This is a genomic window from Streptomyces polygonati, assembly GCF_042650325.1.
Taxonomy (GTDB): Bacteria; Actinomycetota; Actinomycetes; order Streptomycetales; family Streptomycetaceae; genus Actinacidiphila; species Actinacidiphila polygonati.
Genome location: NZ_JBHSBB010000010.1, coordinates 311,249 through 325,045 on the forward strand (window position 1 = coordinate 311,249; position 13,797 = coordinate 325,045).

The following is a 13,797-nucleotide window of genomic DNA, read 5'->3' on the forward strand; positions in this document are numbered from 1 at the left end:
CAGTTCGCGAACTCCATACTTGAGACTGAGCCCTTCTCCTTCGACCGGGCTTATCAGGAACAATGGCGGAGCAATCAGACAAGGAGAAAACAGTGACAGAAGCTCCCCCGGTGGATGTCGCGAAGACCCAACTCTCCAGTCGGACATCTCACTTTGTACTGCCTCGGCAATGGGCATCCATGCGAAAGGCCGAGCAGCTCGAACGGGACAGCGGAAAGCGCGTCATCCACCTGGAAAAGGGTGACTTCCAGGGCGACGAGTTCCGCCCCGCTCCGCATATCGCCGAGGCGTGTGCCAAGGCGATCCAGGACGGTCACGTCCGGTACGTTCCCGGACCCGGCCTGCCGGAACTCCGCGACGCCATCGCGGAGGAGGTGACCAGCCGCGGTCGGCCGACCGTACGCGAAGAGGTGCTCGTCACCATGGGCGCCAAGCACGCTCTCACCCAGAGCCTGCTGACGATGATCGACACCGGCGACGAGGTCATCTTCCCCAACCCCGGATACCCGCCGGACGAGTTCTGGATCACCTACGCCGGCGGCAAGGTCGTCTACGCCCCACTGGTCGAGCCGGACTTCCACTTCGACATCGACGAGCTGGGCAAGCTGATCACGCCCCGCACGAAGCTGATCATCATCAACACCCCGCAGCGGCCGAACGGCATGACGGTCGGCCAGCTGGAGGAGATCAGCGCGCTGTGCATCGAGCGCAATGTGTCGGTGCTGTCCGACGAGATCTTCAGCCACATGGTGTACCCGCCCTCCGTGCACCAGACGATCGCCAGCATGCCCGGCATGGCCGACCGCAGCCTCCTGGTCGACACCTTCAGCAAGACCTACGTCATGACCGGTTTCCGTATCGGCTTCGTCGTGGCCAGCAAGGAACTCATCACGGCGATGGACATCTTCCAGCAGAACTCGGTCACCAATGTGCCGGCCTTCGTCCAGCTGGCGGCGCACGCCGCCCTCACCGGACCGCAGGAGCACGTGCTGGAGCGCCGGAACCTGCTGCAGGCCAAGCGCGACAAGGTCGTGACCGCGCTGAACAAGCTGCCCGGCATCGACTGCCCGACGCCCGACGGCTCCTTCTACGTCTTCCCGGACATCCGGGGGACGGGTATGTCGGCGCAGCAGTTCACCGACTACCTCATCGACGAGTACTCGGTGGGCGTGGTGGCCGGTGTCGCCTTCGGCGACCGCGGCGAAGGGCACGTCCGCATCACGTACGCCGCTCCCGACGAGGTCCTCGACGAGGGCCTGGACCGGATCAGGCGGGCGGTCGAGAACCTCTCCTGACAGCGCCGAGGGGCGATGCGTGGCCCCACGACACGCATCACCTGGAACACGTGCCCCGCCGGGTCAGCCCGGCGGGGCCGCACCCGTCCGGTGTCCAGCCGATCCGCAGGACCGTGCGCCGGGCCGTGAGCCCTGCCGCGCGAAAGGAAACCGATTCATGATCATCAGCAGTCCGTACCCGGACCTCACGATTCCGGACCTCTCCCTGCCCGACTTCGTCCTGGAACGGGCCGAGGAGCGCGGTGACGCCCCGGCCGTGATCGACGGGCTCACCGGCCGGGCCCTGTCCTACCGCGACCTGGCCGCGCAGGTGCGGCAGGCGGCCGCGGCGCTGCGGGCCCGCGGGGTGGCCGGCGGCGACGTGCTCGGACTCTGCAGCCCGAACAGCCCCGAATTCGTGGTCGCTTACTACGCCGCCTCGCTGGCCGGCGCCACGGTCACCACCATGAACCCGATCGTCACCGGCCATGAGATGACGACCCAGCTCGCCGACTCCGGCGCCCGCTGGCTGGTGACCAGTCCGGAGGTCTTCCAGGACAAGGGGCGGAAGGCCGCGGCCGACGTGGGCGTCCAGGAGGCGTTCGTCCTCGGTGAGGCCGACGGCGCGACCCCCTTCGCGGCCCTGCTGGACACGTCCCCGCCGGACAGCCTGCCGAGCGGCTCGCTGCCCGCCGTCTCCCCCGACGGCCTGGCGCTGCTTCCCTACTCCAGCGGGACGAGCGGACTGCCGAAGGGGGTGATGCTGACGCACCATCAGCTCGTCGCGAGCATCACCCACTCGCACGTCCCGCACGCCGTGCGGACCGACGATGTCGTCGCCGCGGTCCTGCCGCTGTCGCACATCTTCGGGATGCAGGTCACGATGAATCTGACGCTGCGCGCGGGGGCGACCCTGGTGACCGTGCCGCGTTTCTCGCTGGACGTGTTCCTCGACGTGGTGCAGACCTACCGGGTGACCAGGGCCGAGCTGGTGCCGCCGATCGTGCTGGCGCTGGCCAAGCGCCCCGAGGTGGACGACTACGACCTGTCGAGCCTGCGGGTGATCACCTCGGGCGCCGCGCCCCTCGGCCCCGACCTGGCCGAGGCGGCCGCCAAGCGGCTCGGCTGCCGGGTCAAGCAGGGCTACGGCATGACCGAGCTGAGCGGCGCCTCCCACCTGGCCCCCGACACCGGGCGCAACGACCACGAGTACATCGCCCCTGGCATGCCGGGCGTCGAGTCCCGGGTGGTCGACACCACCACCGGTGAGGACGTCGACCCCGGGCTGCGCGGTGAACTGCTGGTCCGCACCTCGGGCGGCATGCTCGGCTACCACAACAATCCCGAGGCCACCGCGAGAACCCTCGACGCGGACGGCTGGGTGCACACCGGCGACATCGCCATCGCGGACGACCAGGGCTGGATCAGGGTCGTCGACCGGCTGAAGGAACTCATCAAGTACAAGGGCTACCAGGTGGCGCCGGCCGAGCTGGAGGACATCCTGGTGACCCACCCCGCCGTGGTGGACTGCGCGGTGGTCGGCAGTCCCGACCCCGAGGCGGGCGAGGTGCCCAAGGCGCTGGTGGTGCTGCGGCCGGGCCACACCACCGAGGGGCTGCTGGACTGGGTCGCCCAGCGGGTCGCGCCGTACCAGCGGATCAGGCGGCTGAAGGTGGTGGACGAGATTCCCAAATCCGCGTCCGGGAAGATCCTGCGCCGGGTGATCCAGGCCGCCGAGCGGGCCGGGGCGGAGCCGGGCGCCGAGCTGGGCGATGCCGGCACCGCGACGCTGACGACGGAGCGGCCGGGCTTCGCGGCCGATCTCCCGCTGGCCGGGCAGGTGGCACTGGTGACCGGCGCGAGCCGGGGGCTGGGGCTGCTGATCGCCCGGGCGTTCGCGGCGGCGGGTGCCTCGGTCGGGCTGGTGGCCCGCTCGGCCGAGCCGCTCGAACAGACCGTCGCCGAGCTGGCCGAGGAGGGCGCGAGCGCGGTCGCGGTGGCCGCCGACGTGACCGACGCCGCCGCGATGGCGGCGGCGGTGGAGCGGGTGTCCGAGCAGCTCGGCCCGATCGACGTACTGGTCAACAACGCCGGCATCACCGGGCCGATCGGGGCACTGTGGGAGGTCGACGGCGACGAGTGGTGGCAGGCCCTTGAGGTGAATCTGCGCAGCGTCGTCACCTGCACCCAGCTGGTGCTGCCGTCGATGATCGCCCGGGGGCGCGGCCGGATCGTGAACATCACCACCGAGGCGGGTGTCTTCCGCTGGCCCCTGGTGTCGTCCTACGCCGTGGCCAAGTCCGCGCAGATCAAGCTGACCGAGAACCTGGCGGTGGAACTGCGCGGTACGGGCGTCACCGCCTTCAGCGCGCACCCCGGTCTGCTGCCGCTCGGCCTGAGCGAACCGGCTCTCACCACGCAGCCGCCGGAGGGCTCGGCGACGGCACGGGTCTTCACCTGGATACGCGAGCAGTTGGAGTCGGGCCACGGTGTGGAGCCGGAGCTGGCGACCCGCTTCCTGGTGCGTGTCGCGGCCGGCGACGCGGACGGTCTGTCCGGCCGCCATCTGTCGGTCCATGACGACCTCGACGCGATGGCCGGCCGCGTCGACGAGATACGCCGCCACGACCTCTACATGCTCAGGCGCCGCGAGTCCCCCGCGTAGGCCCTGTCCAGGAAGCACTGCCGGGAGCGCTGTCCGGGACGCCCCGACCGGGCGGACCGGGCACCCGGCCCGGTCGACGCGTCACGCGATGACCGCTCCCGGGTCGGCCATCTTCCGCCAGCGGTCCTGCCGCTCCCTGAGCCCGCAGGGCGATTCGCTGTGCCAGCGCTGGCTCCTGGACCGGGTGGTGTCGTAGAACAGCAGGTCGCAGGCCTCCCGGGCGCAGTAGTGCAGCCGGGCCGGATCGAGCCCGCTGAACTCGGTGACGATCTGGCAGGCGAGTTCGGCCAGCGCGCCGGCCGCCTGCCACCGGACGTCCACGGACAGCGCGCCCTGGGCTCCGATCCGCAGCGTCTGGGTCGCGGTGGCCTGCGCGGAGAACCGGTTGAGGGTGGGGCAGCCCGGCGGTCGCCGGTTGTCGACGAGGGCCTCGATGATCGCCCGTATCTCGTCGGCCAGCGCCCGCAGATCGTCGAGCTGGTCCGCGCGCAGCGGCTGGGAGAGTCCGAGCGGCTGGAGCAGGGTGACCGCCGCGGCGTAACTACTGAAGGCATCCACCGCGGTCGCCGTCCGGGCACCGGCCGGCCGCCGCGGCCGCGTCGCGTTCGTCAGCGTCATCAGCGCCGGCACAGGTCTGCGCTGCGGTGTCGTCTTGGCTGAGATGTCTGGTGACACGTTGGATGACATGTGGTCAACTTTCCGTTCGCCGCGACCGGGAAGGGACCCGGCCCGAGAGGTCAGCGGACACCCGGGCCTGCCGGGACCGGCCGCGCGCCGTAGGCCGACAGCACCGCGCCGAGCAGGAAGGCGCCGACGGCGATCGTCAGGGCCTCCTCCATCCGCCGGCCGGCGTGCCGCGTGTCGGCGATGAGGCTACCGAGGAGGGCGACACCCAGCACGGCGCCGACCTGCCGGGCGGCGGTGAGCACACCGGAGGCGATCCCGGCGAGTTCCCGTGGCGCGGCCCGCATGGCGGCCACCGTCATCGACGGCATGGTGGCCGCCATCCCGAGCCCCAGCAGGAACAGGCCGGGCACCAACTCCGGGTAGGGGGTGTGCGGGCCGGCGCAGGCCAGGACCGTGGTCCCGGCGGCGGCCAGCAACTGCCCGCCGGTCATCAGGGAGCGGGCGCCGAGCCGGCCGATCAGGCGTCCGGTCACCGGTGGGCCGAGCAGGGTGACCCCGGCGAAGGGCAGCAGCATCAGTCCGGTGGTCAGCGCGCCGAAGTGCCGCGTCTGCTGGAAGTACAGCGACAGCACGAAGACCTGGCCGTAGACGCCGAAGTTGAGCAGCAGGCCGACACCGGTCGTCGCCATGAAGCCCCGGTGCGCCAGGAGACTGGGGGGCAGCAGCGGGGTGAGCACCTTGCGCTCGGTCGCCACGAAGGCCGCTATGGCGAGCAGCGCGGCGGCCAGCGGGAGCAGGGTGGCGCGACCTTCCCAGCCGTGGGAGCCGGCCTCGGTGACGCCGAAGGCCATGGCCGCCAAGGCGATGACGCCGAGCACCTGACCCTGCATGTCCACACCCCGCCATGTGGTATACGACTCCGCAGGATAGCGCGCAAGCAATATCAGGACAATCGCTCCGACGGGCAGATTGACCAGAAAGATGGACCGCCATCCGGTCATCCCCACCAGGAGGCCGCCCAGCACCGGGCCGGTCGCGGTGGCGGCCCCGGCGCACACCGCCCAGGAGGCGACGGCCCTGGTCCGCTCGGCGGGTTCCGGGTGGGCCTGGGTGATCAGCGCCAGCGAAGCGGGCATCAGGAGCGCCGCGCCCAGTCCCTGGACGACTCTGCCACCCAGCAGGACGGAGAGGTCGGGCGCCAGCCCGCAGACGAGTGATCCGGCCAGGAAGACGCCGACGCCGGTGCGGAACACCCTTTTGGCGCCGCGCCGGTCGGCCAGCGCTCCGCAGGTGAGCAGCAGGGCGGCGAAGACGATGTTGTACCCGTTCACCACCCACTGCAGATTGGTGACGCCGGCGTGGAAGCTCGCTCCGACGGCCGGCAGCGCCACATTCACGATGGTGGTGTCCAGGATGACCGCGAAGAAACCCAGGCACACGGCGGCGAACATCCAGGCCCGGCCGGGAGGACTCCCGCCGGACCTCGTGGGAAGGGTCGTGGGAGCGGACGCAGGTAAGATCACGTCCGCCCAGTGTAGTCAACGTCCGGGTCCGGCTCGGATCATTGGCGGAACCCGGTGGATCACGGCACGACGGCGCCCGCACCGGGTCGCGCCGCCTGCCCGGCGGGACCGCCCCGATGAGGCGGAGACCCGGCCGGACGCGGCACCCCGTGCGGTCGCCGTCGTGAACGGTCCTGGACCGACCTGAATCGGCGTGAACCGATCTAACCGTCGTGAAGGGCCCGGCGGCCCGTCAGGTCAGCTGATGGAAGCGCCTCGTGACGTAGGTGGCGACTTGCACGCGCGAGGAGAAGCCGAGCTTGTTGAGGATATGGGCCACATGCGATTCGACGGTGCGCTGGGATATCACCAGCCGGGAGGAGATCTCCCGGTCGCTGAGGCCCTGGGTCACCAGTTCCGCGACCTGACACTCGCGCGGGGACAGGGCGGTCGCCGTCCCCCAGGCGTTCTCCGCCGCCTGCTGAGCGGTGTTCCCGGTCTGCGTGTCGGTCGTTGGCTTGATCATGTGATGCCTCCGCGATCTTCTTGTAGGAGCGACGCACGTGAAGGGCTGTGACGCAGGACCGACGTCGTCGTCCGGCCCGCCCGCGCGGTCGTCGGGTCGGTGCTGAGTGCCGTGGGGACCGGCCCTAGAGCACCCGGTCGGCGCTGAACTCGGGGGCGCCGAGTTCGGGGGCGGCCGGCCGGTCGGAGCCCGGAGCACCGGGTCCGCCGCGGCCCTCGGACCGGGGCGAACGGCCGACCACCCGGGTTCCGATGACGGAGCGTCCGGCGAGCGCGTCCCGGACCCGGCCGCGGACCCGGCCGTTGACGATCGTGGTACGCGCCCCGGTCCGCGCGATGCTCAGCGCGGCGGCGATCTTCGCCGACATGCCGCCGGTCACGTCCCGCCGGTCGCTGTCACTGACCGCCAGATCGGGCTGGGTCACCTCCGGCATGATCCGGCCGGTGGGGTCCCATACGCCGTCGACGTCGGTGGCGAACACGCAGGCGCTGACCGGCATCCGCCGGGCCACGGTCACCGCGATCGCGTCGGAGGAGACGACCCGGAACTTCGACGGCCCCTCGACCAGCACGTCACCGCACAGCAGCGGGGACACCCCGGCCTCCACCAGCCGTCTGATCGGCTCGGTGTCGTAGAAGTCCAGCACGCCGTCGGTGCGGTGGAAGACGGCGTTGGCCTGGATCGGGGAGCAGACCACTCCCTCGTCGCGGAGCACGGCGGCCAGCGCCTCCTGGAGCCGGCGGATGCGCAGCGCCGTCATCTGGAAGCCCGTCAGGTCCCGGGTCCATCCGCCGTCGATGTAGTAGTGGCGGCCGATCGCCTTGGCCCACGAGCCCGTGCCGTGCACGATGACCGGCACGGTGCGCGACATCCGGATGTCGGCGGCGACGCGGTGCGCGTACGCGTCCTGGAAGAAGAGGGGACGCTGCTTGTCGGTCAGCACGCTCCCGCCGATTTTCACCAGTGTGATCATGACCGGCCTCCGGGAATCATGTGGCGATGACCACGTGGGCCAGGCCGACGAGCGAGATCGTCCAGTACGTGGCCTTGCTCCAGCGGGCGTCGATACGCCGGACCGGGCTGCTCAGCAGCTCGATGGCGCCCCGGTCGTCGTCGACCCGGCGCAGCAGCAGATAGCGGTACACCGTCGCTCCGACCGGGCCGGCCACACCGACCAGCGCGTAGAGCGGGCCGAGCAGCACCCACAGGCCGACGGCTATCAGGGCGCAGGCCGGCAGCAGGCTGAGCACGGCGCCCGACATGGCGGCGCGCGGTCCGTGCAGTACGGACGGCGTCAGGATGTTCTCCGCGCGGTCCTCGTCCGTGTCGGAGACCGAGTTCCAGAAGCCGCGGCTGAAGCTGAGCAGGGTCGCGCCGGCCAGCAGCATCCAGCCGCCGGCACCGATCGTGCCGTCGTGGACCGCGAAGTAGGCGATCATCCCGGGGACCAGCCCGAACCGTATGGACAGCATGACGGGATTCCAGATCCCGCGCCGCTTCATCCGCATGGGCTCGGCGTTGTAGAGGATTCCGGCCACGATGCCGGACAGCTTCACCAGGACGAACAGCCAGTTGTCCAGCAGCACGGAGACGATGGCCGCGGCGGCGACGGTGAGCGCCTGCTCGATCCAGTACATGGCCAGGGTCTTGCGCAGGCCGACCCGTTCCACCGCGTCGGCGACGTATCCCTTGAGCTTGCTGCGGCGGTCGATGGGGTAGTCGGAGTAGTTGTTGAGAACGAAGCCGGAGAACAATGACAGCCCGTTGATGAAAAGGGCCAGCAGGGCGGCCGCCGACCACAGATCGCTCGGCTTCTGGGCCGCGACGAGCATGCCCCATAAGAGCACGAACAGATATATCGGGCCGACTTCGAAACGGTGCAGGGTTTTGAACGCGGCGAACAGCGTGGGCCGCTCGGTGGTCGCCGCCTCGGCCGACGCAGCGGAATCCGGGACGTCGGGTACTCCTGGTGCCATGGCGCGAGACATCGGATTGCCTCCTCAAGCACGGGTCGGGGGCGGGTCCGGTGGGCCCTGCCCGAGAAGCGAAGTCAGGCGACCGCGTCCACCGTGCCGGGGAGCTGGCGGTCGCGACGACTGGTGCGGTCCTGTTCTGCCTCGTCGATGGCCTGCCGCAGCGCCAGGACGAGGTCCGGCTGGATGGTGCCGTTGTCGCGGTCACCGCCCGAGCACACCGCGCCGCGCACGGCGAGGATGTCGGTGTCGATCTCGACCAGCTCCGGCACATGGCGGATCTGGACGGAGCCCGCCAGCGCGGCGAGCAGGCCGTACTCGTGGGCGGCCGATACGAAGCCGCCGCACAGGGCCGGTGAGAGGTGGTCGAAGAGGTTGGAGCCGTCCTTGATCGCGGTGTCCACCATCGCGCCGTCCGCGCCGGACTCGTGGGCGATATAGGGGATCGACAGCGGACCGACACTGCCGATCCGCCGCGCGTCCGCGTAGCCGACCGCCACGACCGTGCCGTCGCGGTTGTACTCCTTCACCGCCCGGACGACCCCGCGCATGAGCTCGATCGCCTGGCCGGGGGTGCTGACACCGAACAGGCCGACCTTGATGAAGTCCGCGCCCGCGGCCGCGGCGCCGAGCGCGGCCTGGGCCATCGTGCCGGGCCTGAACAACGCGTCGCCCAGGCTGGCCGACACCTGCGTACCGGCGGGCATCGCCTCGCGTACCGACCTGACCACCCACGGGTAATTCGCGCCCAGCGACCCCTCGTCCGGCTTCACGACGTCGATCAGATCGAGATGCCGCGCCACGGCCGCGCAGACCATTGCCTCCTCGACGCTGGCTGAGCTTACGAACAGACGCATTCTGTTTCCTTCCGTGAACTCATGTACGCGGATGGACCCGAGGACGGGAAGCGGAACCTAACGGTCTCCAGCTCAGTTAGAGCGTTAAGATACATACGGGTGTTGGCAGGTGCAAGGCACGTTCGACTCCCCGCCGATCACCGCCGAGGCGACTTCTGCCGGTCGCGTCCGAGCCGGGTGTGCGGCGCTGAACTGCGAATTCAGCAAGGGCGTTCGAGTGCGGCGGCTCGCCTTCGCGGGATCGGTCGCCTCCGGCAACTTGAAATGTTCATGATGGATTTGAGCCTGATTCGGACAGCGGGCAACCCTGCCCCCAAGTTGCCGGTAGGGGACGGCCTCGGGATTCCGGCGTCCGGACCCGCGGCGTATGGCGCGGTTCCGGCCAAATGTTCATTTACGGCGACCCGCAACAGAACACCGCTGCTTCCCCCGGCGTCCCGCTGACCCCGGCAGCCCCACCACCCCACGGCACCGCGCCGCGTACCGCATCCGGCATCCTGGCCGGGACACTTGCCGCGACGAAGGGTTCTGGCATGGCCGACAGCGTGCTGTACGAGGTGGGTGACGGACTGGCGACCGTCACCTTGAACCGCCCCGAGGCGATGAACGCGCTCAACACCACGACCAAGAACGAACTGCGGGACGCGTTGCGCGAAGCGGCGGCGGACGAGGGGGTCCGGGCGGTCCTGCTGACCGCGGGCGGGCGGGCCTTCTGCGTCGGGCAGGACCTCAAGGAGCATGTGGAGGTGCTGGCGGCCGGCGGGGGCCTGACGACGGTCGCCGAGCACTACAACCCGATCACCACCGCCATCGCCACCATGCCCAAGCCGGTGGTCGCCGGGATCAACGGGGTGGCCGCCGGGGCCGGCGCGGGGTTCGCCTTCGCCGCGGACTACCGGGTGGCCGCGGACACCGCGTCGTTCAACACCGCCTTCGCCGGCGTCGCCCTCGGCACCGACTCCGGCCTGTCCTGGACGCTGCCCCGCCTGGTCGGCGCCGGCCGGGCCGCGGACCTGCTGCTCTTCCCCCGCTCGGTACCGGCCGCCGAGGCGCTGTCGCTGGGCCTGGTGCACCGGGTGGTGCCGGCCGCGGAGCTGCCCGCCGAGGCGCTGGCGGTGGCGCGGAAGCTGGCGGCCGGACCCACGGTCGCCTACGCCGCGATCAAGGCGGCGCTGGCCTTCGGCGCGGACCACTCGCTGGCCGAGGCGCTGGCCATGGAGGACGTCCTCCAGACCCGCGCGGGCGCCTCCCAGGACCACCGCACGGCGGTGACCGCCTTCGTCAACAAGCAGGCACCGCGCTTCGAGGGCCGCTGACGCGGCGGCGGGGCGCCGCCCGGCCGGTGCCGGTGGACGCCCCGGCCGCCCCTGCCCCTGCCCCCGCCTCTACCGCGCGCTGCACGCCGCCAGGTGGTCGTTGACCAGCCCGCACGCCTGCATCAGGGCGTGGGCCGTGGTGGGGCCCACGAAGCGGAAACCGCGCTTCTTCAGGTCCTTCGACAGGGCCACCGACTCCGGGGTGGTGGCCGCCACCTGCGCGGTCGAGACCGGGGCCGGGCGGGTGGCGGGGTCGGGGGCGTAGGACCAGATCAGGGCGTCGAGGCCGCCCTCGTAGGAGTCGCGGACCTCGATGGCGGCGGTCGCGTTGGTGACCGCCGCCTCGATCTTGGCGCGGTTGCGGATGATGCCGGCGTCGGCCAGCAGCCGGGCCCGGTCCTGGTCGGTGAAGGCGGCCACCGCGTCGATGCTGAAGCCCTCGAAGGCCGCCCGGAAGCTCTCCCGGCGGCGCAGGATGGTGATCCAGGACAGGCCGGACTGGAAGGCCTCCAGGCAGACCCGTTCGAAGAGGGCGTCGTCGCCATGCACCGGGCGGCCCCACTCCTCGTCGTGGTAGGCCAGGTAGTCGGGGGTGGACAGCGCCCAGGGGCAGCGGGCCAGGCCGTCCTCGCCGATCACCACGCCGCCCGCTCCCCCGGGATCGGCCCCGCCCGGCTCACTCACCGGCGGCACCCGTGCCAGCGTCCTCGTCCCCGTAGGACTCGTGCGGCTCACGCGGCTCGCGCGGCAGCAGGGGCGGGGCGGCGGGGGCGGGCGGTACGGGCGACGCGGCGGGCGCTGCGGGCAGCGCCGGGTCCTCCTTGAGCAGTGTGGTCCCGTGGCCGTGCCCGACGGCCTGGACGCCCGCCAGGGACGTCTCCAGCTCGGCGATCCGCGCGTCCCGTTCGGCCAGCTCGGCGCCGAGCCGGTCGAGCACCTCGTCGACGTCGAGCATCCGGTAGCCGCGCACCACGACCGGCAGCCGTACCGCGTCGATGTCCGAGCGCAGCAGCGGCCGGTCAGGGGGCAGCCGGTCCTGGAGCCGGTCGGGGTCGGAGTCCTTCAGCGCGCCACTGTCGCCGAGTACGGCCATCGCCACCGCGGCGACCACCACGACGAGCGCGATGAGCATGAACCAGAACAAAGTCGATCTCCCGGGCTCCGGCCTCCGGAGTTCCGGATGGCGGGTCCTACATGTCAGGCACGATCGTGCCACGATCGCATGAGTCTGAGATGAGGAGCGGCAGTGGCACTTCGGCTGGGCACCCGGGAATTCGGCGAAAGGGAGCCGGTGATCATGGCGATCGTGAACCGCACCCCGGATTCCTTTTACGACCAGGGCGCCACATTCACCGACGAACCGGCGCTGGAACGCGTCGCCGGGGCGGTCGCGGAGGGCGCGGCGATCATCGACATCGGCGGGGTGAAGGCCGGCCCCGGCGCCGAGGTGTCGGCGGCCGAGGAGATCCGCCGTACGGTCGCCTTCGTCGCCGAGGTGCGCCGCCGCCACCCGGATGTCGTGATCAGCGTGGACACCTGGCGGCACGAGGTCGGCGAGGCGGTCTGCGAGGCGGGCGCGGACCTGCTGAACGACGCGTGGGGCGGGGTCGACCCCAAGCTCGCCGAGACCGCCGCCCGGTACGGCGTGGGCCTGGTGTGCACGCACGCGGGCGGCGCGCAGCCGCGCACCCGGCCGCACCGGGCGGCGTACGACGATGTGATGGCGGACATCCTGCGGGTCACCTGCGGGCTGGCCGAGCGGGCGGTGGAGCTGGGCGTGCGGCGGGACGCGGTGCTGATCGATCCCGGGCACGACTTCGGCAAGAACACCCGGCACTCGCTGGAGGCGACCCGGCGGCTGCCGGAGATGACCGCGACCGGGTGGCCGGTACTGGTCTCGCTGTCCAACAAGGACTTCGTCGGCGAGACGCTCGACCGGCCGGTCAAGGAGCGGCTGATCGGCACGCTCGCCACGACGGCGGTCTCGGCGTGGCTGGGCGCGCGGGTCTACCGCGTGCACGAGGTCGCCGAGACCCGCCAGGTCCTGGACATGGTCGCGTCCCTGGCCGGCCACCGGGACCCCGCGGTGGCCCGCCGCGGCCTGGCTTGAGCAGGCGGCGCCCCGAAAGGCGCGCGGGGAACCGCGCGAACAACCACGACGGCGCCGCGCAGGGCACACCGATCCGGACCGCGCACCGCCCGCCCCGGGCGCTCCGACCTCGTCTAGACGCCGCTCTCCTTGGTGACCCGCTGCACCGCCTCGTCCACGTCGTCGGTGATGTGGAACAGCTCCAGGTCGGCCGGTGAGGCCTTGCCCTCGGCGACGAGGGTGGTGCGGATCCAGGAGGCCAGACCGCCCCAGTACTCCGTGCCGAACAGCACGATCGGGAAGCGGGTGACCTTCTTGGTCTGGACGAGGGTGAGCGCCTCGAAGAGCTCGTCCAGCGTCCCGAAACCGCCGGGCAGGACGACGAAGCCGCGGGCGTATTTGACGAACATCGTCTTGCGGACGAAGAAGTAGCGGAAGTTCACGCCGATGTCGACATAGGGGTTGAGGCCCTGCTCGAAGGGCAGCTCGATGCCGAGTCCCACCGACACCCCGCCCGCCTCCAGCGCGCCCTTGTTGGCCGCTTCCATCGCGCCGGGGCCGCCGCCGGTGATCACCGCGAAGTCCGCCTCGGCGAGCGCCCGGCCGATCCGGACGCCGGCCTCGTAGCCGGGCGAGCCGGCCGGGGTGCGGGCGGAGCCGAACACGCTGACCGCGGGGCCGAGTTCGGCCAGCGCGCCGAACCCCTCGACGAATTCGGACTGGATGCGCATGACCCGCCAGGGGTCGCCGTGCACCCAGTCGGTGGGTCCGTGGCTGTCGAGCAGCCGCTGATCGGTGGTGCCGGTCTGGACCTGGCCCCGGCGGCGGACCACGGGTCCGGTGTGCCGCTCGGGCCAGTCCTTGCCGTACGTCGCGCGCTCGGCCGCCGCGTTGGCGGCGGCGGCCTCTTCCTGGGCCTCGTCCAGGTTCTCGCCGGTGTCTCCGGCGTCGGATACGTCAGTCATACC

Annotated in this window: 13 protein-coding genes; 4 read left to right on the forward strand and 9 right to left on the reverse strand. The window is 71.3% G+C overall.

Annotated features, from left to right (window positions below; translation table 11 throughout):
- The first annotated feature begins 179 nt into the window (after positions 1 to 179).
- Positions 180 to 1,295, forward strand: coding sequence for a pyridoxal phosphate-dependent aminotransferase (locus ACFO3J_RS14030; protein ID WP_386429657.1), 1,116 nt, complete (start codon positions 180 to 182; stop codon positions 1,293 to 1,295).
- Between the two features lie 157 nt (positions 1,296 to 1,452).
- Complete coding sequence (locus ACFO3J_RS14035) at positions 1,453 to 3,939, forward strand: SDR family NAD(P)-dependent oxidoreductase (protein WP_386429658.1); 2,487 nt, start codon at positions 1,453 to 1,455, stop codon at positions 3,937 to 3,939.
- Positions 3,940 to 4,020: 81 nt separating this feature from the next.
- On the opposite strand, the gene ACFO3J_RS14040 is transcribed toward ACFO3J_RS14035, so the two are convergent.
- The 6 genes from ACFO3J_RS14040 to ACFO3J_RS14065 all read right to left on the reverse strand — a co-directional run bounded on the left by ACFO3J_RS14040 (position 4,021) and on the right by ACFO3J_RS14065 (position 9,424).
- On the reverse strand, positions 4,021 to 4,626 hold the full coding sequence (locus ACFO3J_RS14040) for a CGNR zinc finger domain-containing protein (protein ID WP_386429660.1): 606 nt from the start codon (positions 4,624 to 4,626) through the stop codon (positions 4,021 to 4,023).
- A 50-nt stretch (positions 4,627 to 4,676) separates the two neighbouring features.
- Positions 4,677 to 6,005, reverse strand: a complete 1,329-nt coding sequence (locus ACFO3J_RS14045; RefSeq protein WP_386429662.1) for an MFS transporter — start codon at positions 6,003 to 6,005, stop codon at positions 4,677 to 4,679.
- A gap of 316 nt (positions 6,006 to 6,321) precedes the next feature.
- Complete coding sequence (locus ACFO3J_RS14050) at positions 6,322 to 6,594, reverse strand: response regulator transcription factor (protein ID WP_386429664.1); 273 nt, start codon at positions 6,592 to 6,594, stop codon at positions 6,322 to 6,324.
- A 124-nt stretch (positions 6,595 to 6,718) separates the two neighbouring features.
- Positions 6,719 to 7,567, reverse strand: coding sequence for an isopentenyl phosphate kinase (locus ACFO3J_RS14055; RefSeq protein WP_386429665.1), 849 nt, complete (start codon positions 7,565 to 7,567; stop codon positions 6,719 to 6,721).
- A gap of 16 nt (positions 7,568 to 7,583) precedes the next feature.
- Positions 7,584 to 8,582 (reverse strand): UbiA prenyltransferase family protein, encoded by a 999-nt coding sequence (locus tag ACFO3J_RS14060; RefSeq protein WP_386429666.1) that lies wholly within the window; start codon positions 8,580 to 8,582, stop codon positions 7,584 to 7,586.
- Positions 8,583 to 8,644: 62 nt separating this feature from the next.
- Complete coding sequence (locus tag ACFO3J_RS14065; RefSeq protein WP_386429668.1) at positions 8,645 to 9,424, reverse strand: (5-formylfuran-3-yl)methyl phosphate synthase; 780 nt, start codon at positions 9,422 to 9,424, stop codon at positions 8,645 to 8,647.
- Between the two features lie 533 nt (positions 9,425 to 9,957).
- Here ACFO3J_RS14065 and ACFO3J_RS14070 point away from each other — a divergent pair.
- The gene (locus ACFO3J_RS14070; protein WP_386429669.1) at positions 9,958 to 10,740 is read left to right on the forward strand and encodes an enoyl-CoA hydratase-related protein; all 783 of its coding nucleotides are present in this window, start codon (positions 9,958 to 9,960) and stop codon (positions 10,738 to 10,740) included.
- 69 nt (positions 10,741 to 10,809) lie between these two features.
- Here the strand turns inward: ACFO3J_RS14070 and ACFO3J_RS14075 are convergent, their stop codons facing one another.
- Together ACFO3J_RS14075 and ACFO3J_RS14080 are read right to left on the reverse strand one after the other, a co-directional pair.
- Positions 10,810 to 11,424, reverse strand: a complete 615-nt coding sequence (locus ACFO3J_RS14075) for a DNA-3-methyladenine glycosylase I (RefSeq protein ID WP_386429671.1) — start codon at positions 11,422 to 11,424, stop codon at positions 10,810 to 10,812.
- Positions 11,417 to 11,872 (reverse strand): DivIVA domain-containing protein, encoded by a 456-nt coding sequence (locus ACFO3J_RS14080; RefSeq protein ID WP_386429672.1) that lies wholly within the window; start codon positions 11,870 to 11,872, stop codon positions 11,417 to 11,419. Before ACFO3J_RS14080 ends, ACFO3J_RS14075 begins: the two co-directional genes overlap by 8 nt.
- 165 nt (positions 11,873 to 12,037) lie before the next feature.
- Here ACFO3J_RS14080 and folP point away from each other — a divergent pair, with 165 nt between their 5' ends.
- A complete protein-coding gene (folP, locus tag ACFO3J_RS14085) occupies positions 12,038 to 12,850 on the forward strand; it encodes a dihydropteroate synthase (protein WP_386430210.1) in 813 nt (270 codons plus the stop codon).
- Positions 12,851 to 12,963: 113 nt separating this feature from the next.
- Here folP and ACFO3J_RS14090 read toward each other — a convergent pair whose 3' ends face one another.
- Entirely contained in the window at positions 12,964 to 13,794 is an 831-nt protein-coding gene (locus ACFO3J_RS14090; RefSeq protein WP_386429673.1) for an LOG family protein, read from the reverse strand.
- Between the last annotated feature and the right edge of the window lie 3 nt (positions 13,795 to 13,797).